This window comes from Williamsia phyllosphaerae, assembly GCF_014635305.1.
Taxonomy (GTDB): Bacteria; Actinomycetota; Actinomycetes; order Mycobacteriales; family Mycobacteriaceae; genus Williamsia_A; species Williamsia_A phyllosphaerae.
Genome location: NZ_BMCS01000001.1, coordinates 2,147,823 through 2,174,088 on the forward strand (window position 1 = coordinate 2,147,823; position 26,266 = coordinate 2,174,088).

The window sequence follows — 26,266 nt, forward strand, 5'->3', positions numbered from 1 at the left end:
GTGCCCGCCGAAGCGTTTCCGCTTTCGGCGGCGCAGCGTGGTATCTGGTTCGCTCAGCAGGCTCTGGGCAGCATTCCCATCAACATCGCCGAATACGTCGAACTGAACGGACCGGTTGATCTCGCGGCGTTGACCGCCGCGTCGAACGCCGCCGGCCGTGCGGGCGGTTCCGGCTTCCTCCGGATCGTCGAGACCGACGACGTCCCCCTGCAGTACATCGACTCCGCCGCCGACGACGCGATCGACGAGATCGACTTCTCCGACGCCCCTGATCCGCGCGCGGCCGCCCTGGAATGGATGCGGGCCGACTACAGCCGGCCCATCGACGTCATCACCGACCGCCTCACGATCACCGCCCTGCTCCGACTCGGCCCCGACCACCACCTCTGGTACTGGCGCGCGCACCACATTGTCATGGACGGTTTCGGTGCGATGGCCATGCTCAGCTTCGTGGCACGCGCCTACACAGCCATCGTCGCCGGCGAGGAGCCCGAGGCGTGGAAGGGTGCGCACCTGGCCGAGTTGACCGAGGGTGAGCGCGTCTACCGGGAATCGCCCCGCTTCGCCAAGGACCGCGACTACTGGGCCGAACGCAACGAGGGCCTGCCCGGTGCGGTCTCGCTGGCGACGCGGCGCGAGCCCCCCGGTGAGTTCTCCCGGATCGCCTCGGTGGAGGTGTCCGAGCGGATCGGCGCCCTCCTCGATGCCGCCGCGCGCGAATCATCGGGCAGTCCGGCCCCGGCCGTGATCGCCGCCTTCGCGGTCTACATGTCCCGGATGGCCGACACCGACGACGTCGTCCTCAGCCTCCCGGTGTCGGCCCGCAACACCGCGAAGCTGCGCAACGCCGCAGGCATGGTCTCCAACATCGTCCCGATGCGACTGTCGGTACCCGCGACCGCCACCGTCGGCGGCCTCATCTCCGACGTGCAGACCGCGCTGACCGGCGCACTGCGACGCCAGCTGTACCGGCACGAGGACATGCGTCGCGACATCGGCCAGGGCACCGGCGAGCGTGGCCTGTTCGGACCGTCGATCAACCTGATGATGTTCCAGTCGGGTCTGACGTTCGGCGAGATCGAGGGCCAGACGCACGTGCTGACCACCGGGCCCGTCGAGGACCTCGCGGTGAACATCTACCCCGGTGCCGAGGGTGAGCGGCTGCGGATCGACCTCGAGGCCAACCCGCGGTCGTACACGGACGTCGATCTGCACCGTCATCTCGATCGCTTCGTCGATTTCCTCGAGCGGTTGCTCGAGGCCGATCGGACCGCGCCGGTCGACTCGGTGCGTCTGGGCTCGGCGGCCGAACTCGACACGATCACGCGGAAATGGAACGACACCGCCCACGACATCGGCGATGCCCTGACACTGCCGGGGATCTGGCACGCGCAGGCCGCGGCGACACCGGATGCGCCGGCCCTGCACTTCGGCGATGCCGAGCTCACGTACCGGGAGTTCTCCGACCGGGTGACACGACTCGCCCGCCATCTGCTCACGCTCGGGGTCGGCCCGGACACCCACGTCGCGATCGCGATGCGCCGGTCGTTCGAACTGCTGATCGCTGTCCACGCCGTCGTGGAGGCGGGGGGCGCGTACGTCCCGCTCGACCTCGACAGCCCCGACGACCGGATCGTCGCGGTCCTGACCACCGCGGCACCGGTCGCGATCCTGACCACCGACGCCGACGCGTTCGTGGTTCCCGAGGGTGTCGGCGGCGCCCCGACTCCGGTGTCGGTGGACTCGGTCGCGGACGCGTACCCGACGTCGCCGCTGACCGACGCCGATCGAACCGCGCCGTTGCGCCCCGATCACACCGCCTACGTAATCTTCACCTCGGGATCGACCGGTCGTCCCAAAGGTGTTGCGATCAGCCACCGTTCGATCGTCAACCGTCTGCGTTGGATGCAGGGGGAGTACCCGCTGCAGGCTTCCGACGTGGTCATGCACAAGACGCCGGTCACCTTCGACGTGTCGGTGTGGGAGCTCTTCTGGGCCCTGCAGGTCGGTGCATCGGTCGCCATCGCCGTCCCCGACGGACACCGCGACCCGGAGTACCTGGCCGGGCTCATCGCCGCGCGGTCGGTCACGACGCTGCACTTCGTGCCGTCGATGCTCGCACTGTTCGTCGAGTCGGCCGACGCGGCCGACCTCGGCACCCTGCGTCGGGTGTTCGCCAGCGGCGAGGCCCTGACCCCGCTCATCGCCTCGCGTATGGCCGCGCTCACCGACGTCGAGGTGCACAACCTCTACGGCCCGACCGAGGCCGCCGTCGACGTCACCTTCCACGAGTACGTCGCCGACGACGTGGTGTCGGTCCCGATCGGTCGGCCGGTCTGGAACACCGGTGTGTGGGTGCTCGACCGTGGCCTGAGGCCGGTTGTCGTGGGTGCCGTGGGTGAGTTGTACCTCGGCGGCGTCCAGCTCGCACGCGGTTATCTGGCCGACGCCGTGCAGACCTCGACGCGTTTCGTGGCGTCGCCGTTCGGTGGGGCGTCGGATCGGATGTACCGCACCGGTGACCTCGTCCGGTGGAACCCGGACGGCGAACTCGAGTACGTGGGCCGCAGCGACTTCCAGGTGAAGGTCCGCGGTCTGCGCATCGAACTCGGTGAGATCGAGGCCGCTGTGCTGGCCGACCCGGCGGTCCGCGAGACCGTGGTGACCGTCCACGAGAGCCCGCAGGGGCAGCGTCTCGTCGCCTACGCGGTCGCCACCGCCGACCACGAGATCGACACCGCCGTGGTCATCGGCGCGGTGCGTTCCCGACTGCCCGGGTACATGGTTCCCGATGCGGTCGTCGCGCTCGATGCGATGCCTCTCGGTCCCAGCGGGAAGGTGGACCGAAAAGCGTTGCCGGAGCCGGACTTCACCGCCCATGCGGTGGCGTTCCGTCCGCCGACCACCGACACCGAACGCACGCTGGTGGGTCTGGTCGAGGAGATCGTCGGCCGCGGCGACGTCGGACTCGACGACTCGTTCTTCGGGCTCGGTGGCGACAGCATCATGTCGATCCAGTTGGTCTCGCGCGCCCGCGCGGCCGGTGTGCACTTCACCTCGCGAGAGGTCTTCGAGCAGAAGACGATCGGTGAGCTCGCCGCGGTCGCCCGCGCGGAGGGCTCGACGTCGGTGCTCGCCGAACTGCCCGGCGGCGGTGTCGGTGACCTGCCCACCACACCGGTGATCAACTGGATGGCCGAATACCCCGCGGCCATCGCGCCGTACGCGCAGTCGATCGTCGTGCCACTGCCCGAACCGTTCGACGACGCGGTGTTGGCGGCGACCCTGAGCGCGGTCATCGCGCAGCACGACATCCTGCGATCGTCGTTGGTGACCCGTCCGGACGGCTCTCTCGACCACGTCGTCGCCGAGGCCTCCGAGGCCACCGCCCCCACGGTCGAGCACCTGACGATCGCAGCGGAGCCGGGCACGGGTGCGTTCGACGACGCGGTTCGGACGGCCGCGCACACGGTCACCGACCGCCTCGACCCGTCGACCGGTGAGATCATCGGCGCGGTCGTCGTCGGTGGTGACTGGACGGCGCACGCCGCGCACCGGCTGCTGCTGGTGATCCATCATCTCGCCGTCGACGGTGTGTCGTGGCGAATCCTGTTGCCCGACCTCGCCGTCGCGTGGTCGCAGGCCGAGCAGGGGCAACCGGTCGCGCTGCCCGCCCAGGGCACGTCGATGCGCCGGTGGGCGCACGGTCTGGCCGAACTCGCCACCCACCCCGACATCGGTGACGAACTCGACCACTGGCGGTCGGTGCTCTCCGGCGTCGCCGACTCACCGCTGACGATCGATCCCGCCCGCGACACCGTCTCGACGCTGCGTCATCGGGAACTGACGCTGTCGACCGAACTGACCGAGACCCTGCTGACGCGGGTTCCCCAGGCCTTCCACGGCGGCGTCAACGACGGGTTGCTGGCAGCCCTGGCGCTGGCGAGTCGGCACTGGCGCGGTCGGCACGGCGGATCGGGCGACTCCGTGGTGGTCTCGCTCGAGGCCCACGGTCGCGAGGAGGAACTCCTCCCGGGTGCCGACCTGTCGCGCACCGTCGGATGGTTCACCACCGTCTACCCGGTGCGACTGGACACCGGCTCGTGCGACATCGACGACGCACTCGCCGGCGGCCCCGCGGCCGGCGCGCTGGTCAAGACGGTCAAGGAAGAACTCGCGGCGGTCCCGCGTCGAGGTGTCGGATACGGACTGTTGCGCTACCTCAACCCCGAGGGGTCCGCGGCGCTCGCCGGGCACGGCGACCCGTCGATCAGCTTCAACTACCTCGGCCGGCTCACCGGCACGGACGCATCCGGCGCATGGATCCCCGACGGGGACAACGCACTCGCGGGCCTGCGCGGACCGGACGTGCCAGTGCGCGCGGTCATCGACATCAACGCGATGGTCACCGAGTCCGCGTCGGGGCCGCAGCTGTCGGCGACGATCGACTACCCGGCCGGCGCCATCGACGACGACGCGATCGACGAGTTCGTCGACCTGTGGCAGCGCTCGCTGGAGTCGATCGCGCGGCACGCGGCCACCCCGACCGCGGGCGGTTTCACGCCGTCGGACCTCGACCTGGTCGCGCTCACGCAGGGTGACATCGACACCCTCGAGGCCCGTTTCGCCGCGATGGTCGACGCGTGGCCGCTGACCCCGCTGCAACAGGGCCTGCTGTTCCACGCCGAACTGTCGACGGGATCGGTGGACCTCTACACCGCGCAGATCGTGCTCGACCTGACCGGCGTCGTCGACGTCGACCGTCTCCACGCGAGCGCCGACGCCCTGATCGCGCGTCATCCGAACCTGCGTGCGGCGTTCGCGGTCACCGAGAGCGGTTCGCCGCTGCAGGTTGTCACCACCGGCGCCACCGCCGCGTGGGACGAGCACGATCTCAGTACGCTCGACGCCGCCGAGGCGCAGGCCGAGGTCGACCGTCTGACCCGACGCGACCGCCTCACGCGATTCGACATGGGCACACCGCCGCTCGTCCGGTTCCTGTTGATGGACACCGGTGACGGCCGCTTCCGTTTCGTGCTGACCAACCACCACATCCTGATGGACGGGTGGTCGATGCCGCTCTACATCGGCGATCTGTTCGCGATCTACGCCGCCGGAGGGGTCGGGGACCAGCTGCCGTCGCCACCGGCCTACCGCAACTACCTGTCCTGGGCGGCCGAGCAGGACACCGAGCGTTCGGTGCAGGTGTGGGGATCGGCGCTCGACGGGATCGACGAGCCGACGCTGGTCGCGCCGGGTCTGCCCGACGACCTGACCGACACCGTCCCCGGCGTCGTCGAGGTGACCGTAGACGACGACGTGATGGCGCGGCTCACCGATTACGTGCGTGACGCCGGCATCACCCTGAACACCGTCCTGCAGACCGGATGGGCGATCGTGTTGTCGCGGTTGGTCGGTCGCGACGACGTCGTGTTCGGCACCACCGTCTCCGGCCGTCCCCCCGAGGTCCCCGGCATCGAGACCATGGTCGGGTTGTTCATCAACACCCTGCCGGTGCGCGTCACCATGCACGACGGCGACGACCTCGCCGGACTGTTCAAGCGGGTCTCCCACGAACAGGCCGAGCTGCTCGATCACCACACCGTCGGTCTCGCCGACATCGTGGCCACCACCGACGTCGACTCGCTGTTCGACACGATGATGGTCTACGAGTCCTATCCGCTCGACCGGGATGCCCTGGCCGCGGCCAGCAGCGTCGACGGGATGCGGGTCACCGACGCAGACGTCGTCGACGCGACGCACTACCCGCTGACCGTCATCGCGATCACCGATCCGGCACTGCGGCTCTCGGCCAAGTTTCTCCCGCACGCCGTCGACGCCGAACGTGCACACGCCATCCTGCGCGCCTTCGTCCGGGTGCTCGCCCAGATCGCTGCCGACCCCTCGGCGTGCGTTCTCGACCTCGACATCCTCGACGCCGACGAGCGCGCGTTGCTGCTACACCAGGACCGCACCGGGTCGGTCGAGATCCCGTCGGTCACCCCCCTGCCCGAGTTGCTCGCCCGGGCAGCCGAACTCGGAGGTACCCGGGACGCGGTGGTCTCGCCGGACGCGTCGATCACCTACGCCGACCTCGACGCCCGATCCACCGCGCTCGCGCACGCCCTCATCGCACGCGGTATCGGCCCGGAGCAGATCGTCGCGCTCGGCATGGGTCGGTCGGTCGACTTCATGGTCGGTCTGTGGGCCGTCGCCAAGACCGGTGCCGCCTACCTGCCGGTGGACATGCGGTACCCGACCGACCGGATCGAGCACATGCTCGCCGACTCGTCCGCGGTGTTCGGACTGTCGACCGGACGGTGGCGCGATGCGCGCCCCTCGACCGTCGACTGGTGGGAGATCGACTCCGACGACTGCGCACGTGCGCTCGCCGAGCAGCCCACGACGCCGGTGACCGACGCCGATCGACGCGCGCCGGTGCGGACCTCGAACCTCGCGTACATGATCTACACCTCCGGCACGACCGGTGTGCCCAAGGGCGTGGCGGTGACCCACGGCGGGCTCGCCCGCCTGATGGCCGAGCAGTCCGACCGTTTCGGTCTCGACCCCGATTCCCGGACACTGCATTTCGCCTCACCGAGCTTCGACGCTTCGGTCCTCGAGGTGCTTCTCGCGCTGGCGCACGGCTCGACGATGGTCATCGCGCCGACCGAGGTCTACGGCGGCGACGACCTGCACGACCTGCTGGCGCAGAACGCGGTTACCCACGGTTTCATCACCCCCGCGGCGCTGGCGTCGGTCGATCCCACGGGACTCGACGCCTTCCGAAGCGTCATCGTCGGCGGTGAGGCGTGCCCGCCCGAGTTGGTCGAGCGCTGGGCTCCCGGTCGCGCGATGTTCAACGGCTACGGACCCACCGAGGCAACCTGTTTCGCCGACATCGCCGGCCCGATGACACCCGGTGAGACCATCACGATCGGGTCACCGGTGCGCGGGCTGACGTCGCTCGTGCTCGACCGCCGTCTGCAGCCGGTACCGGTCGGCGTCGACGGGGAGCTCTACCTGAGCGGCTCCGCGACGGCGCGTGGTTACCACGCCCGTCCGGGTCTGACGGCGGACCGCTTCGTCGCGAATCCCCATGGTGCACCCGGTGATCGGATGTACCGGACCGGTGACGTCGTCCGGTGGATCCCGGTCGGCGACCACCTCGAGATCTTCTACGTCGGACGCCGCGACTTCCAGGTGAAGGTGCGCGGCTTCCGCATCGAACTCGGCGAGGTCGACGCCGCGCTGACCGCGCACCCCGACGTCACGTTCGCGAGCACGATCGGCGCACCCATGCCCTCGGGGGGCACCGCGCTGGTGTCCTATGTGCTCGCGCCCGGGCACACCGACCCCGCCGACATCCGTGAGTCCGTCGGAACCCGGGTCCCGTCGCACATGGTCCCGTCGGTTGTCGTGCTCCTCGACGAGATCCCGCTGACGCGCTCGGGCAAGTTCGACCGCGCGGCCTTGCCCGTCCCCGACCTAAGTTCGATGGCGGGGGAGGGCCGTACGCCGCAGACCCCGACCGAGCAGCTGGTGGCCGACGTCTTCGCCGACGCACTGGGACTACCCGCCGTCGGCGCCGACGCGTCGATGTTCGACCTCGGTGGCAACTCGCTCGTCGCGACCAAGGTCGCCGCGCGACTGACCTCGGCGGTCGGTACCCGGGTCCCGGTCCGCGACATCTTCGACCATCCGACGGTCGCCGGCCTGGCCGCTCGTATCGACGGCGCCTCCGGCGTCGCGATGCCCGCACCGTCGACCGACGCGCTGCGCCCCGGACTCGCGGGTGAGCGCCCGGTGCTGTCGCTGGCGCAGCAGCAGATGTGGCTGCTCAACCGCTTCGACCCCACGTCGCCGGCCTACAACATCCCGCTGGTCGTGCGGATGCGCGGGGCCCTCGACGTCGAGGCCCTGCGGGCGGCATTGCGTGATGTGGTCGTCCGCCAGCAGACGCTGCGCACGGTGTTCCCGACGGCCGACGGCGCGCAGTACCAGCGGGTCCTCGAGATCGACGACGTCGACGTGGACGTCACCGCGGTCGCGGTGACCGAATCGGAGATGACGGACGCGGTCATCGGGTTCGCCTCGCAGGGGTTCGACGTGACCACGTCGATCCCGGTGCGTGCCGGTCTGTTCGAGATCGCCCCCGACGACGTCGTGCTCGCGGTCATCATCCACCACATCAGCGGGGACGGCGCCTCGCTCGCGCCGCTGGCCCGCGATCTCGTCGTGTCCTACGAGGCTCGATCACGCGGCGCGGCACCCGACTTCGAGCCGCTGCCCGTGCAGTACGTCGACTACGCGGCGTGGCAGCGGGGCCACCTCGGTGACCCCACCGATCCGACCTCGGTGGTGGCGGGGCAGATCGAGCACTGGCGCCGCACCATCGCCGACGCCCCGGAACTGCTCGAACTGCCCACCGACCGTCCGCGACCGCCACAGCGCACCACCGACGGTGGCGTGGTCACCTTCCGCCTCGACGAGACGTCCTACGCCCGCATCGACGCGGTGGCCCGCGACCACTCCGTGTCGGTGTTCATGGTCGCTCACGCGGCGCTCGCGGTGCTGCTGGGGCGTTACTCCGGCAGCCGCGACATCACCATCGGCACACCGATCGTCGGCCGGACCGATCCCCGCCTCGCCGACCTCGTCGGCGTCTTCGTCAACACCGTGGTCCTGCGCACCGACGTCGACCCCGACGCGTCGTTCTCCGACCTGCTGGCCTCGGTGCGCGACACCGACCTCACCGCCTTCGACAACAGCGACGTCCCGTTCGAGGAGCTCGTCGGTGCGCTCGGACGGCGCCGGACGAACGCCTACTCGCCGTTCTTCCAGGTGGTGCTCGCCTACCAGAACAACGAGCGTGCCCACGTGGCGCTCGGTGACGTCGACGTCGAGATCTTCTCCGAGATGCGCACGGCGACCGCCCAGTTCGACCTTTCGGTAAACCTCGACGAGGTGTTCTCCGACGACGGTTCGGTGGTCGGACTGACCGGCCAGATCAGCTACGCCACCGACCTGTTCGACGAGATCTCGGTCGCCGACATCGCCGACCGCTACGTCGCGCTCCTGGGCGCCGCGTCCACGACACCGTCGCTGGCCGTCGCCGACCTCGACATGACCGGCGCCGCGTCGGACGCCGCCGCATCGCCCGACACCGCCGTGGACGGACGCGTGCCGACGGTCGACGACATGCCGGCCCTGGTGGCCGCCGCGGCCGCGATCGCCCCGGATGCCGACGCCATCGCCTACGACGGGACGGCGGTGTCCAACCGCGACCTCGACGACCGCCTGGCGATGATCAGCGGACCGCTGACCGAGCGGGGCATGAACGCCGACGCGATCCTGACCATCGCGCTGACCGGTCTCGTCCCGATGATCGCCGTGGCCCCGCCCGCCGAGGTCGGTGCGCTGCTCGATTCCGCCGTCGACAAGGCCTGGCGGACCGTGGGATTCGTCCCCGGCCTGTCCGGGACCCCGCCGACCGAGGTCACCCTGGTCTCGCGGTTCGACGATCAGGTGGCCCGCACCCCGGACAACCGGGCGACCACCGACGGCGACGTCACGCTGACCTACGCCGAGCTCGACGCGCGGGCCAACCGGCTCGCGCGGGTGCTCATCGACCGCGGGGTCGGCCCGGACCGGCTCGTGGCGATCGCACTCGACAAGACGGTCGACCTGGTGGTCGCCTTGTTGGCCACCATGAAGGCCGGTGGCGCCTACCTGCCCCTCGACGTCACCCACCCGCGCGAGCGCCTGACCTACGTGGTCGAGAACGCGTCGCCCTCGGTGGTCCTGACCACCGAGGCGCTGCGGGCGGCGCTGCCCGACGCACTGCCCACCGTGCTCACCCTCGGATCCTCGACGCTCGCACGGGAACTCGCCGCCGCGGACGCGACGCCGGTCACCGACGCCGAACGCCGCGGACCGTTGCGCGCGTCGAACGCCGCCTACGTGATCTACACCTCCGGTTCGACCGGTCGACCCAAGGGCGTCGTGGTCACCCACGAGTCCGTCGTCGCGCTGTTCGACAACACCGACTCCTACTTCGGCTTCGGTGAATCCGACGTCTGGACGATGTTCCACTCGTACGCGTTCGACTTCTCGGTGTGGGAACTGTGGGGACCGTTGCTCTACGGCGGTGCCCTGGTGGTCGTGGACTTCGCCACCTCGCGCACCCCGAGTGCCTTCCGGGAATTGCTGGTCCGCGAGGGCGTGACCGTGCTCAACCAGACCCCGTCGGCGTTCTACCAGCTCTCCGAGGAGGACCGTCGCGTCGCCGCCGGCCGTGGCGGGACGACCGACGATCTGTCGTTGCGCTACATCATCTTCGGCGGTGAGGCGCTCGACCTCGGACAGCTCGCCAAGTGGTACGAGCGGCACGACGACTCGTCGCCGGTGCTGGTCAACATGTACGGCATCACCGAGACCACGGTGCACGTCACCCGGATCAAGCTCGACCGCGCGTTCGCCGCGTCGGCGGGCGGCTCGGTGATCGGCGACCCGATCGACGGTCTCGAGCTGCGAATCCTCGACTCGCGTCTGCGCGTCGTCCCGCGGGGCGTCCCCGGCGACGTCTACGTCGCGGGCACCCAGCTCTCCCGCGGCTACCTCGGTCAGGTCGCCCTGACCTCGCACCGCTTCGTCGCGGACCCGGCCGGAACCGGTCGGCGGCTGTACCGCACCGGTGACGTCGCCCGGGTGAACTCGCGCGGCGACGTCGAGTACATCGGTCGCAGCGACACCCAGGTCCAGTTGCGCGGATTTCGGATCGAACTCGGTGAGGTCGAGTCGGCGTTGCTGCGTTCGCCCGGTGTGGCCGCGGCCGTCGCCATGGTCGAGACCCTGCCGTCCGGCGGCGGTGACCGTCTCATCGCCTACGTCGTGCGTGCCGCCGGGGCCGACGTCACCCCGGCCGGAACCCGCAGTGCCGCAGGAGAGTTCCTCACCTCGTACATGGTGCCCGACGTGGTGGTCGTCCTCGACGAGTTCCCGCTGACGGTCAACGGCAAGCTCGATCGCGCGGCCCTGCCCCGCCCGTCGGCCGACCTCGAGGTGTCCGACGACGAGTTCGTCGCGCCCGAGAGCCCGATCGAGGAGATCGTCGCCGGGTTGTTCGGCGACCTGCTCGGTCTCGACCGGGTGAGCACCACCCGCTCGTTCTTCGAGATGGGCGGCAACTCGCTGATGGCGGCGCAACTGTCGTCGCGCATCGTCGATGCGCTCGGCACCCAGATCGGCATCCGCGACCTCTTCGAGGCGCAGACCGTCCGTGAGTTGGCGTCGCTCATCAGTGCCCGCCGCGACGGATCGTCGGAGGCCGTCGCGGTCGTGCCGCGCTTCGCCGTGCCGTCCGAACCGGTCGTCGCGCCGATCCCGCTGTCGCTGGCCCAGCAACGCCTGTGGTTCATCAACACCTACGACCCGGCGTCGGGCGCCTACAACATCCCGCTGACGTTCGTCTTCACCGGCGACCTCGACATCGACGCCCTGAGCGCCGCGCTCGTCGACCTCGTCGACCGCCAGCGCGTGCTGCGCACGATCTACCCGTCCGGTCCGAACGGGCCCGAGCAGTCGGTCGTCCCGATCATGGACGCCCTGCCACCGGTGCGGGTCGACTCGATCCACCGCGACGAGGTGGTGGATCGTCTGCGGCAGTTCGCCGGTCCGGGCTTCGACGTGACGACCACGGTGCCGGTGCGCACGGCGCTGTGGCGACTCGACGAGGACGCCACCGACGAGCCGCCGGTGCACATGCTGGTCTTCGTCATCCACCACATCGCCGCCGACGGGCTGTCGATGCAACCGTTGTCGACCGATCTGTTGGCGGCCTACGGCGCTCGGGTCGCGGGCACCCGCCCGGACTGGGCCCCCCTGACCGCGCACTACACCGACTTCGCCGTGTGGCAGGCCGCGACCTTCGGCGACGGAACCGATCCGGCGTCACCGGCGGCCCGTCAGCTCGACCACTGGCGCGCCGCGCTGGCCGACGCGCCCGAGATCATCGGCATCCCGACCGACCGTCCGCGCGGTCAGACCCGCAGCGGCATCGGTGCCACCCACGTGTTCACCCTGTCGCCGGACCTGCACCGGCGCATCGCGGCGACCGCGAACGCCACCGGCGTGTCGCGGTTCATGATCTTCCACGCCGCGCTCGCCGCGGTCATGGCCCGCCACGACACCGGTACCGACATCGTCATCGGCGCCCCGATCGGCGGACGCGGAAGCGCCGAACTCGACGCCCTGGTCGGTATGTTCGTCAACACGCTCGCCCTGCGCACCACGGTCGAGCCGTCGATGACCGTCGCGGAGCTGCTGACGCAGGTCCGCCGGACCGACCTCGACGCGTTCACCCACAGCGACGTCCCGTTCGAGCAGGTCGTGGACGCACTCTCGCCGACGCGGACCGCGTCGCACACCCCGATCTTCCAGGTGGTCATCGGCGTCAACGCCGCGGCGGAGACCGGGTTCGACTTCGACGGTCTGCGCGTGCAGCTCGGTGCGGTCGACACCGAGTACAGCAAGTTCGACCTGACCTTCGACCTCAGCGAGTCCTTCGACGCCGACGGCACGCCCGCCGGGGTCACCGGTTTCGTCGGCTACGCCACCGACATCTTCGACGCGGGCACCGCGCGGGCGCTGGGGGACCGACTCACCCGGATGCTCGACGGCTTCACCGTCGACGTGTCGAACCCGGTGGGCGACATCGACATCCTGGCCGACGACGAGACCCGTGACCTCATCCCCGTGCGTGGTCCAGAGGCACCGCAACCGACGTTGCTCTCCGACATCCTCGACGAGGCCGTCCGCCTCAACCCGGACGGCATCGCGCTGGTGTGCGGTGACCGGTCGATGTCCTACCGCGAACTCGACCAGCGCTCGAACCGGATCGCGCGCGAGCTGATCGCCCGCGGCATCGGTACCGAGGATGTGGTGGCGCTGGGCATGGCCCGCGGCATCGAGTCGGTGCTCGGCGTCTGGGGCGTGACCCGCAGCGGTGCGGCGTTCGTCCCGGTGGATCCGAAGTACCCGTCCGACCGCGTGGCCCACATGCTCTCCGATTCCGGTGCCCGACTGGCGATCATCGCCGGCCGCGACCGCGGCGGTCTGCCCGACACCGTCGAGTGGCTGTCCATCGACGACCCGGTCATGGCGCGGCACAGCGCCGCACCGATCTCCCCGGACGAACGCGTCCGTGGTGAGCGGATCGCCAACTGCGCCTACATCATCTACACCTCGGGAACCACCGGTAAGCCCAAGGGCGTCGAGGTCACCCACGGCGGTCTCGCCGCGTACGCGGCGGAGGTCGTGCACCGATACGGTCTGACGACCGATTCGCGCACACTGCATTTCGCCTCGCCCAGCTTCGACGCGTCGGTGCTCGAGCTGCTGCTGGCGACCGGCGCGGGCTCGACGATGATCATCGTCGAACCCTCGGTCTACGGCGGCGAGGAACTGCACGACGTCCTGGCCCGCGAGCGTGTGTCGCACGCGTTCATCACCCCCGCCGCGCTGGCGTCGGTCGACCCCGAGGGGTTGCCGGACTTCGCCGAGGTCGCGGTCGGCGGCGAGACGGTTCCGGTCGATCTGGTCGCACGCTGGGCCCCGGGCCGCAACCTCTACAACGGCTACGGCCCCACCGAGACCACGATCATGACCAACATCGGCCGCCCGCTGGTCCCGGGTGTCCCGATGACCATCGGCGGACCGATCACCGGTGTCGAGGCGCTCGTGCTCGACGTCCGGCTGCGCCCGGTCCCGATCGGGGTCCCCGGCGAGCTCTACATCAGCGGACCCGGGGTGTCGCGGGCTTACCATGACCGTCCCGGGCTGACCGCCGAGCGGTTCGTGGCCAACCCGTACCTGCCCGGCGGCGTCCGCATGTACCGCACCGGCGACATCGTGCGGTGGACGCGTGTGGCGCACGACGACAGCACCTCCTCGCTCGAGGTCGCCTACATGGGGCGCTCCGACCACCAGGTGAAGGTCCGCGGCTTCCGCATCGAACTCGACGAGATCGACTCGGTGCTCACCGGTCATCCGGCCGTGGAGTTCTCGGCGACGCTCGGTGTCGCCGGCCCCGGCGGCGACACCGCACTCGCGAGTTACGTTCTCCTCGTCGCGGATTCGTCGGTCGACGCCCGCGACCTCACCACCTACGCCGCGGGATTCCTGCCGCAGCACATGGTCCCGAGTTCGGTCATGTTCATCGACGACGTCCCTCTGACCCCGACGGGCAAGCTCGACCGCCGAGCCCTGCCCGACCCGGAGTTCCTCGCCGTCACGGTGAGCGAGCGCGAACCCTCGACCCCGCTCGAACGCGCCATCGCCGGTGCGTACGCGGAGGTGCTCGACCTCGAGCGCGTCGGTGCCGACGACTCGTTCTTCGACCTCGGCGGCAACTCGCTGGCGGCGACCCGCGTGATCGCGCGCATCGGCGAGACCCTCGGGGTCCGGCTCGGCGTGCGGATGTTGTTCGAGACGCCGACGGTCGCCGATCTGGCCGCCGCGATCGAGCAGTCCCCCGAGCTCGGTCAGATGTCGGTGCAGCCGCTGACCGCGGGTCCGCGCCCCGAGCGCATCCCGCTCTCGCTGGCGCAGCAGCGGATGTGGTTCTTCAACCGGCTCAACCCCGATGACGCCGACTACAACATCCCGCTCGGTCTCCGACTGCGCGGAACGGTCGACGTCGCCGCACTGACCACCGCGTTGACCGATGTCGTCGCGCGCCAGGAGATCCTGCGGACGGTCTACCCGGACTCGCTCGAGGGTCCGTACCAGAAGGTTCTCTCGCTCGACGAGTTCACGGTGACGCTGGAACGCACGACGGTGTCCTCGGAGTCCGAACTGCACGCGATCTGCATGGATCTCGCCGCGGACGGTTTCGACGTGACGGCGCGACCGCCGTTGCGGGCCCGGCTGTTCGAGCTCGCCCCCGACGACCACGCCCTGCTCCTGGTCATCCACCACATCGCCGCGGACGGTTCGTCGCTGGTCCCGTTGGCCACCGACCTGATGACCGCCTACAGCGCGCGGGTGCTGGGGGAGGAGCCGCGGTTCCGTCCGCTGGCCGTGCAGTACGCCGACTTCTCGGTGTGGCAGCAGACCGTGATGGGTTCGCCGGACGATCCGGAATCGCTGTCGTCCCAGCAGATCGCGTTCTGGCGCGAGCACCTCGCAGGCATGCCGGAACTGCTGGCCATCCCGACCGACCGGCCGCGTACCGACAAGCGGTCGATCGCCGGCGGCGAGGTCGCTTTCGAGATCCCGGCCGCGCTCCAGGAGCGACTGCACGCACTGGCCACCGACGCCGAGACCACGATGTTCATGGTCATCCACACCGCGTTCGCCACGCTGCTGTCGCGCCTGGCCGGCACCCCCGACGTCGCGGTCGGGACACCGACCGCGGGCCGCACCGCATCCGCGGTCGACGGCCTGGTCGGGATGTTCGTCAACACGCTGGTGATGCGCACCAGGATCGCCGGCTCGCAGACGTTCCGTGAGGCGCTCGCCGCGACCAAGGACGCCGACCTCGCCGCGTTCAACAACGCCGACCTCCCGCTGGAGCAGGTCGTGGAGGTCGTGGCACCGGTCCGCACCCGCAAGTACGCGCCGCTGGTGCAGGCCAACCTGACGATGCAGAACATCGACATCCCGGTGGTCCAGCTGCCGGGGATGTCGGTCAGTCAGCTCGACTGGCCCATCCGGTTCGCCAAGTCCGATGTGGGACTGACGGTCTCGGAGACGTTCGGCGCCGACGGTCGCGGGCGCGGCATCGACGCCAGCCTCGACTACGCGCAGGACATCTTCGACGAGTCCACCGTGGCGGGGATGGCGGAGCGCTTCGTGGCGATCCTGACCGCCGTGGCCGACGACCCCGACGCGGTCGTCGGTGACATCGACATCCTCACCGAGGCCGAGTGGGCCTCACTCGAGGAGTCCGACGAAGGCGACCGCGCGAACACCGGCTCGGGACCCGTCGGACTCGAGGGCACCTCGCTCGACGAGTTGCTGGCCACCGCGGCCCGCATCAACGGCGACGGCATCGCCCTCTCGCACGGTGGGGTCGACGTCACCTACGCAGCGCTGCAGGCGAAGTCGCGGGAACTGCAGACCACCCTGGCCGCCGTCGGCATCGGCCCGGAGGCCGCGGTCACCGTCGCCCTGTCGACGCTGCTGCCCGGTCTGCTCGACGACGCCTCCGGCGGCGCGTTCGCCGAGCGCTTCTCCGGCATGCTCGCCGCGGTCATCGCCGAGTCGGGTGAGGCGCCCGCCGCCGAGGACCTGACCCTCGCGGTCATGTTCGACGAGCAGGTCCGCCGCACCCCGGACGCCACGGCCCTGATGTTCGCCGACCAGCGGGTCACCTACGGCGACTTCGCCGAGCGCGTGAACCGCCTCGCCCGCCACATGATCTCGGTGGGCGTCGGGCCCGACACCCACGTCGCGCTGGCCATGCGTCGTTCGATCGACCTGCTCGTCGGCATGTACGCGGTCGTCGAGGCGGGTGGCGCCTACGTGCCCATCGATCTCGACCACCCGGCCGACCGCATCGCCTACGTGCTCGACAGTGCCCGCCCGGCGCTGATCCTCAGCACGACCCGCGACGCGTTCACCGCGCCTGCCCGCGACGACGGGTCGCCGCGCGACGTCCTGACCATCGACACCCTCGACGTCTCCGGTCGGTCCGGCGCGCAGATCACCGACGCCGATCGCTCGACCCCGCTGCGGGCGGACAACACCGCCTACGTGATCTACACGTCGGGTTCGACCGGCCGGCCCAAGGGCGTCGCCGTCACCCACCGCGCCATCGTCAACCGACTGCTGTGGATGCAGGCGGAGTACCCGATGGACGCCACCGACGTCGTCATGCAGAAGACCCCTGCCACCTTTGACGTGTCGGTGTGGGAGTTCTTCTGGCCGCTGCAGGTCGGTGCCCAGCTGTCGATCGCCGTGCCCGACGGACACCGCGACCCGGCGTACCTGTCGGAGCTGATCGACCGGACCGGCGTCACCACGCTGCATTTCGTGCCGTCGATGCTGTCGGTGTTCGTCGCGACGGCGACCGCGTCGAGCCTGACGTCACTGCGTCGGGTGTTCGCCAGCGGTGAGGCCCTGCCGCCGTCGGTGGCCGCGCGCCTGACCGCGCTCGCCGACGTCGAGCTCCACAACCTCTACGGCCCGACCGAGGCCGCCGTCGACGTCACCTATCACCGCTACGTCGCCGCCGACACCGACACCGTGCCGATCGGACGCGCCGTGGCCAACACCGGCCTGCACGTCCTCGACGAACGTCTGCGCCCGGTGCCCCCGACCGTCGCCGGCGAGCTGTACCTGACCGGTGTGCAGTTGGCCCGCGCCTACGTGGGTCGCCCCGACCTCACCGCCGACCGGTTCGTCGCCGACGTCACCTCGACCACGGGCGAGCGGATGTATCGGACCGGTGACCTCGTGCGCCGGCGCGCCGACGGCGAGCTGGAGTACATCGGGCGCTCGGACTTCCAGGTCAAGCTGCGCGGCCTGCGCATCGAGCTCTCCGAGATCGAGACCGCGCTCACCGACCTCGACGACGTGTCCGACGCCGTCGTCACGGTCGTCGACGCCGCGGGCGATCAGCAGCTCGTCGGTTACGTCGTCGCGGCCGCCGGGGCGAGCCCGCAGGTGGCCGACATCGAAGCCCATCTGCGGTCACGGCTGCCCGCCTACATGGTCCCCGCCGCGATCATGGTGCTGGCCGAGCTGCCGCTGACGGCGAACGGCAAACTCGACCGCCGCGCGCTGCCGACACCCGACTTCGCCTCCGAGGCAGCCGAATACGTCGAGCCGAGCACCGACGCCGAGCGTGCCGTCGCCGCGGTGTTCGCCGAGATCGCCAAGAGCGATCGGGTGGGTGCGACCGACTCGTTCTTCGACATCGGCGGCACCTCACTGGGTGCCACCCGGGTGGCCGCCCGCGTGGCCGCGGCACTGGGCGTCGACGTCAGCGTCCGCGACGTGTTCGACCACCCGTCGGTCGCCGAACTCGCGCAGCTGCTCGCCGCCAGGGAGGACGGGCCCACTCGCCCGCGTCTCGTCGCCGGCCCACGCCCCGACCGCGTCCCGCTGTCGCCCGCCCAGGCGCGCATGTGGTTCATCAACCAGTTCGACACCAGCTCGCCTGCCTACAACCTGCCGCTGCCGTTGCGCCTGACCGGATCCCTCGACGTCGAGGCCCTCCGGGCGGCGATCGCCGATGTGGCACGCAGGCACGAGTCGCTGCGCACGATCTACCCCGACTCCGCCGACGGCCCGCACCAGGTCGTGCACGACGCCGACGAGTCGCTGGGTGAGATCTACCGCGAGGTCACGGTCCGCGCCGACGACGTCGTCGAGGAGGTCCGCAAGGCCGCGGTGGCCGGGTTCGACGTCACCACCGGGTTCCCGGCGCGGATCACCCTGATGCAGGTGGGCCGCGACGCCGACGACACCGGCGAGCACATCCTGATGCTCGTCATCCACCACATCGCCGCCGACGGTTCGTCGATGGCGCCGCTGTTCCGCGACCTCGTCATCGCCTACGACGCGCGCCGATCGGGCCACGAACCGCAGCAACCCCCGCTGGCGGTGCAGTACGCCGACTTCTCGCTGTGGCAGCTCGCGCTCCTCGGCGAGGAATCCGACCCGGACTCGATCGCCGCGCAGCAGATCGAGTACTGGCGCACGACGCTGGCGCAGCTGCCGGAGTCGATCGACCTGCCCACCGACCGACCGCGGCCCGCGGTCCAGTCGCTGCGCGGTGACATCGCCCGCTTCACCATCGACGCCGGTCTGCGCACCCGTCTCGCGGCGGTGGCGCGCAACCACGACGTCAGCCTGTTCATGGTGTTGCACACCGCCCTGGCAGTGCTGCTGGAGCGGTTGTCCGGCTCGACCGACGTCGCCGTCGGCACCCCGATCGCCGGTCGCGGCGAAGAGGCACTCGACGACCTCGTCGGCATGTTCGTCAACACCGTCGTGCTGCGGACCGAGATCGACCCGGAGGCGAGTTTCACCGAGCTGTTCGCCACCGTCCGCGTCGCCGACGTCGACGCGATGGCCCACGGCGACGTGCCGTTCGAGCGTCTCGTCGAGGTCCTCGACGTGCCCCGCTCGACCGCCCACCACCCGCTGTTCCAGGTCGCGCTCTCGTTCGACAACAACGAGGCCCCCGATCTCGAGCTCGCCGACCTGCGGGTGCGTGCGCTCGAGGCGGAGTTCGAGGTCGCCAAGTTCGATCTGCAGCTGTCCATCGGCGACAACGTCGCCCCGGACGCACCCGCGCCGGCCTCGTTCACCTACGCCACCGACCTCTTCGACGAGAAGACGGTGCGCAGCTTCGCCGATCGCTTCCTGCGGATCCTCGGCGCGATCGCCGACGATCCGGGTGCCGCGGTCAACAGCGTCGACATCCTCAGCGGTGCCGAGCGCGCCGAGTTGCTCGGGGCCAACGGCCCCGCGCCGGTCGCGCCGCAGTCACTGCCGGACCTGCTGACCCGGGGCGTCGTGACCAACCCGATCGGCACCGCGGTCGTGTTCGCCGGCCACGACTTCACCTACACCGAGGTCGACCGGGTGACGAACCGGATGGCGCGCAGGCTGATCGAGCTGGGCGCCGGACCGGAGACCGTCGTCGCACTCGGAGTGCGCCGGTCGATGGAATCGGTGTTGGGCATCTGGGCCATCGCCAAGACCGGTGCGGCCTACCTGCCGATCAACCCCGAGTACCCGAACGAGCGCATCGGCGACATGCTGACCGACTCGCAGGCGGTCTTCGGACTCACCGCCCCCGGTGACCTCGCCGATCTGCCCGCGCAGCTCGGCTGGCACGACATCGACGAGCTCGCGATGCTGACCGACGACCTGTCCAGCGACCCCGTCACCGACGCCGACCGTCGTTCACCGATCCATCTCGACCAGGCCGCGTACCTGATCTACACCTCCGGCTCGACCGGCAAGCCGAAGGCCGTCGTGGTCACCCACCGCGGTCTGGCCAATCTCGCCACCGACGTGCGTGAGCACTACGACGTCTCCGCGACGTCACGCTTCCTGCACGTCGCGTCGCCGAGCTTCGACACCTCGGTCGGCGAGCTGCTGGCCGGGTTCACGGCGGGCGCGGCGGTCATCGTCGCACCGCAGGACACCTTCGGTGGATCCGAACTCGCCGAGCTGATCGTCGAACAGCGCGTCACCAACGTCGTCATGACCCCGACCGCGCTGATGACCGTCGACCCCGAGGGACTCGACTCGGTCCGCTCGGTCGTCGTCGGCGGCGACGTGTGCCCGCCGGAGCTGACCGCACGGTGGTCCGGACGCCTGCGCAACGCCTACGGCCCCACCGAGGCCACGGTCATCGTGACCATCACCCCGGCTCTGACCGACGGCGACCGCGTCACCATCGGCGCCCCGCTGCGTGGGGTGTCGGCGCGGATCCTCGACTCCCGACTGCGGCTGGTGCCGCGCGGCATGGTCGGCGACCTCTACCTCGCGGGACCGGGTGTGGCCCGCGGCTACCACGGTCGTCCGCAGATCACCGCCGAACGTTTCGTCCCCGATCCGTTCGGTGCACCCGGCGAGCGCATGTACCGCACCGGTGACCTGGTCCGCCGCAGCCTCGACCCGATGGTGGCCGCCGACTCGCTGGAGTACGTGGGCCGCAGCGACTTCCAGGTCAAGGTGCGCGGCTTCCGCGTCGAGCTCGGCGAGGTCGACCGCGCCCTGGTCGCGTCCGGAGACGTCGACTTCGCCGTCACCATGGGCCTGCCCGGCCCCGACGGGGACACCGCGCTGGTCGCCTACGTGCTCGCCAAGCCCGGTCGCACCCTCGACGTCGAGCACCTGCGCACCTCGGTCGCCGGCCAGTTGCCGGGTCACATGGTCCCGTCGGTCGTCACCGTGCTCGACGAGATCCCGCTGACCCCGGTCGGCAAGCTGGACCGCAGGGCGCTGCCCGCGCCGGAGTTCGTGGTCGCCGAGCGCGTCTACCGTGCGCCGCGCAGCACGCTGGAGATCACCATCGCCGCGGTGTACGCCGAGGTCCTCGGGGTCACGGCGGTCGGTGTCGACGACGACTTCTTCGACCTCGGCGGCAACTCGCTGTCGGCCACCCGTGTGGCCAGCCGCGTGGGCTCGGAGATCGGCCGCAAGGTCGCCGTCCGGGAACTGTTCGCCGCACCGTCGGTCGCCGAACTCGCGCAACGACTCTCGGCCGACGGTGTGGCCACCACCGCGCGCCCGCGGCTCGTCGCCCGTCCGCGTCCGGACCAGATCCCGTTGTCGCTGGCCCAGACCCGCATGTGGTTCCTCAACCGCTTCGACCCCGACTCGGCGGCCTACAACATCCCGGCCGCGGTCACCCTGACCGGCGACCTCGACATCGCGGCGCTGCGCGCGGCGATCGGCGACGTCATCGAGCGGCACGAGTCGTTGCGCACGGTGTACCCGGACTCGCCGTCCGGCCCGCACCAGGTGATCCTGCCCGCCGATCAGGCGATCCCGGAGCTCGAGATCATCGCGTCCACCCCCGCCGAGGCGCCTGCGCTGGTGGGTGAGTTCCTCGGCCGCACTTTCGATGTCACCGCCGCGGTTCCGGTGCGCATCCGCCTGATCGAGCTCGGGCCGACCGAGCACCTGCTGGCGCTCGTGGTCCACCACGTCGTCGCCGACGGTCAGTCGATGGCGCCGTTCGTCGCCGACCTCGCGGTGGCCTATGCCGCGCGGGTGCACGGCGAGCGTGCCCTGTTCCGGCCGATGCCCGTGCAGTACGCCGACTACGCGATCTGGCAGCGCGAACTGCTCGGTGACGAGGCCGATCCCACCAGCGTCCTGCACGAGCAGATCGAGTTCTGGCGCACCGAGTTGGCGGGCATCCCCGATCAGCTCGAGCTGCCCACCGACCACCCCCGTCCGCCGGTGCAGTCGCTGCGCGGACACCAGCACCGCTTCGACATCGACGCCGCCCGTCACCGCGGGCTCGCCGACCTCGCGCGGTCGCAGCGCGCCAGCACGTTCATGGCGTTCCACGCCGTCTACGCCCTGCTGCTCGCGCGTCTGAGCGGCAACCGCGACGTCACCGTGGGCTCGCCCATCGCCGGTCGGCACGAGCGTGAACTCGACGGCGTCGTGGGCATGTTCATCAACACCCTCGCCCTGCGCGCCGATGTCGACCCCGCACAGGGATTCCTCGAACTGCTCACCCGCGTCCGGGATCGCGACGCCGAGGCGTTCTCGCACTCCGACGTGCCCTTCGAGCGACTCGTCGAGGTGCTCAACCCCGTCCGCTCGACCGCGCGGCACCCGATCTTCCAGGTCGGCCTGTCGTTCCAGAACATCGAACACGCCGACCTCGAACTGGCCGGTCTGCGGATCGAGCCGGTCGAACTGCCGGAGCTGGTGGCGCAGTTCGACCTCCAGCTGATCCTGGTCGACCGCTACGACGACGCCGGCGAACCCGCCGGTGTCGAGGCGGTGTTCACCTACGCGCAGGACCTGTTCGACGAATCCACCGTGTCGTCGATCGTGGACAACCTGCTGTCGCTGATCGACGGCGTGCTGGCCGACCCGGGTGCGCCGGTCGGCGACCTCGACGTCCTCACCCCGACGCAGCGCACGGTGCTGCTCTCCGACCGCAACAACACCGGTGTCGCCCTGGCGCCCGGGACGCTGGCCGGGTTCCTCGACAGCTCGCTCGACACCGACCCGCAGGCCGTCGCGTTCGACACCGGCGACGGCGTCACGCTCACCTACGCCGAGGTGGCCGTGCGGGTCCGGCAGCTCGCGCATCACCTGATCGATCTCGGGGTCGGTCCGGAGAGCGTCGTCGGCCTCGCCATGTACCGCTCGGTGGATCTCATCGTCTCGATGTACGCGGTGTCGATGGCCGGTGGGGCGTACCTGCCGATCGACCCCGACCACCCGGTCGATCGAGTCGGCTACATCCTCGACAGCGCCCAGCCGGTCGTGGTGCTCTACTCGACGCTGCGTCCCGAGGCGATCCCGCACAGCGTGCCCAGCGTCGACCTCGCGACCCTCGACCTGTCGGCGCAGCCGACGACGACGATCGGCGACGCGCAGCGACGGGCACCGCTGCACCCGTACAACACCGCCTACCTCATGTACACGTCTGGCTCGACGGGACGCCCCAAGGGTGTGCCGGTGCCGAACTCGGCGATCGTCAACCAGCTCAACTGGATCCAGGTCGCGCTGCGCATCGGACGTGACGACGCCCTGCTGCTGCGCACCCCGTCGACCTTCGACGTCTCGGTGTGGGAGTACTGGTGGGCGCTGATCGCCGGCGCACGACTGGTCATCGCCAGCCCGCAGGGCCACCGGGATCAGACCTATCTCGCGAACCTGATCCGCGACACCGGCGTCACCACCGCCGTGTTCGTGCCGTCGCTGTTGGCCGCCTTCGTGCAGGAGGCGACGAGCGGACAGCTCGCGTCGGTGCGACAGGTGCTCGCGATCGGTGAGGCGCTGACGCCCGAGGTGGTCGGACGCTTCCGTGATGTCACCCGGTCCGCCGACCGTGTCGGCGACGTCGCCCTGCACAACCTGTACGGCCCGACCGAGGCCGCGGTCAGCATCACCCACCAGCTGGTGGCGTCGAGCGCGCAGACCGTCGTCCCGATCGGTCGGCCGCAGTGGAACAGCCAGGTCTACGTGCTCGACTCCCGCCTGCAGCTCGTGCCCGACGGCGTCAACGGCGAGCTCTACCTCGCCGGTGTGCAGCTCGCCCGCGGCTACCACGGCCGGTACGACCTCAGCTCGGAACGCTTCGTCGCCAACCCGTTCGGCGCGCCGGGGGAGCGGATGTACCGCACCGGTGACGTCGCGAAGTGGACGACCGACGAGACCGGCGCGCCGACCCTGGCGTACATGGGCCGCACCGACTTCCAGGTCAAGATCCGCGGTCTGCGGATCGAGCTGGAGGAGATCGAGCGCGTCCTGGCGTCCTCGGCGCAGGTCGACACCGCGGTGGTCACCGTGCACCGCGACGACCACGCCGGTGAGCAGTTGGTGGCCTACCTGCTGCCCGCGGCGGGTGTGACGCTGGACCAGCAGGCGCTGCTGGAGGAGGCGGGCCACGAGCTGCCCGCGTACATGGTGCCCGCGGTCGTGATGGTCGTCGAGGAGTTCCCGCTCAACATCAACGGCAAACTCGACCGGAAGGCGTTGCCCGAGCCCGTGTTCGGCGGGGCCGACGGCTACCTGGCGCCGCGCGGACCGGTCGAGGAGATCGTCGCCGCGGTGTTCGCCGACATGGTCGGGGTCGACCGCGTCGGCACCACCGACAGCTTCTTCGCGGTCGGCGGCAACTCGCTGTCGGCCACGCGGGTCATCTCCCGCGTGAACGCCGCGCTGGGGACCGAACTCTCGGTCCGCGACCTGTTCACCGAGCCCACCGTCGCCGGTCTGGCCGCGCTGGCCGAGCGCGGCGACGAACGACGCGCCCGTCCGCCGCTGGTCGCCGGTGTCCGACCGGAACGACTGCCGCTGTCGCCCGCGCAGTCGCGCATGTGGTTCATCAACCAGTTCGACACGGCCTCACCGGCGTACAACATCCCGGCGGTCATCCGGTTGTCCGGCGACCTCGATCTCGACGCCCTGCGCGCCGCGGTCGCCGACGTCGTCGAGCGCCACGAGGTCCTGCGCACCTACTACCCCGACGACCAGACGCCGGCGATGCGTGGTCCGAGCCAGGTGATCCTGGACGCCGACGACCCGTTGGCCGACGGCACGGCCATGGCCCTGCGCACCGTCTCCGGCGACGACGAGGTGGAGCGCGCCCTCGGCGAACTCGTCCTCGGCGGGTTCGACGTGGCCGCCGCGGTCCCGGTGCGGATCTCGGTGCTCGAGCTGTCGCCGACCGAACACGTCCTCGTGGTCGTCATCCACCACATCAGCGGCGACGGTTCGTCGATCGCCCCGCTCGCCCGCGACGTGATGGTGGCCTACACCGCCCGCGCCGCCGGTGAGGTCCCGACCTGGACGCCGCTGCCGGTGCAGTACGCCGACTACGCGCTGTGGCAGCGCGAGGTGCTGGGGGAGACGTCCGATCCGGACTCGCTGGTCAACTCCCAGCTCGCCTATTGGACCGAGCGACTCGCCGGCCTGCCCGACGCGATCGACCTGCCCTTCGACCGGCCGCGGCCGCCGGTGCAGTCGATGGCGGGCGCGAGCCACGAGTTCACCGTCGACCGCGAGCTGCGCGACGCCCTGCAGCGCGTCGCGAACGCCAACGGCGCCACCATGTTCATGACGTTCCACGCGATCCTCGCGGTACTGCTCGCCCGGTCGAGTACCACCGACGACATCGCCGTGGGCACGGCCATCGCCGGCCGTGGTGCCGAGGAGATCGACGATCTCATCGGCATGTTCGTCAACACACTGGTGCTGCGGACGACGGTGAGCCCGGACCAGCCGTTCACCGACCTGCTGCGCACCGCGCGCGACACCGACGTCGCCGCGTTCACCCACACCGAGATCCCGTTCGAGCGCCTCGTCGAGGAACTCGCGCCCGACCGCGAGACCTCGTATTCACCGCTGTTCCAGGTCGTCCTGGCGTTCCAGAACAACGAGACCGCCGAACTCGAACTGCCCGGCCTGCGGGTCTCGGGCATGGAGAGCTCGACCTGGACGACCAAGTTCGACCTGCAGCTGACCCTGGCCGACGCCGCGGGTGGCGCCGGGGACATGCTCGCGCTGTTCACCTACTCCACCGCGCTGTTCGACGCGTCGACCATCGCGGCGTTCGCCGATCGCCTGACCGCCATCATGCGGTCGGTCGCCGCCGACCCGGACGTACGGGTCGGCGACATCGAGCTGCTCGGCGAGGTCGAGCGGGCCGAACTCTCGCCGGTGCGGGGTGCGGCGCCGGTCGCGCCACGGACCTTCGGTGCGATCTTCGCCGACGCCGTGGCGCTCGATCCGAGCGCGGATGCGGTGGTGTGCGGCGACACCGTGCTGACCTACGCCGAGCTCGCCGCCAGGGCAGATGCGGTCGCGGAGATGCTGCGCGCGTCCGGATCCCGCGTCGGTGAGCCGGTCGCGCTGGCCATCGGACGGTCGGTCGAGTCGGTCGTCGGGTTCTGGGGCATCGTGCGATCCGGTGCGGCCGTGCTGCCGATCGATCCGAACTACCCGGCCGACCGGATCGAGCACATGGTCAGCGATTCGGGTGTGACGCTGGGCCTCGCCCTCGGTGAGACCGTGGCGGCGCTGCCCGGTCGGGCCCAATGGA

The 26,266-nt window shown here is 70.5% G+C and carries 1 protein-coding gene (running past one end of the window); it reads left to right on the plus strand.

What is annotated here, in order from left to right; genetic code table 11:
* Window positions 1–26,266, plus strand: the 5' portion of a protein-coding gene (locus tag IEV93_RS10240) for a non-ribosomal peptide synthase/polyketide synthase (RefSeq protein WP_229705014.1). It continues 7,562 nt past the right edge of the window; only the first 26,266 of its 33,828 coding nucleotides appear in the window; its start codon is at window positions 1–3; its stop codon lies beyond the right edge, outside the window.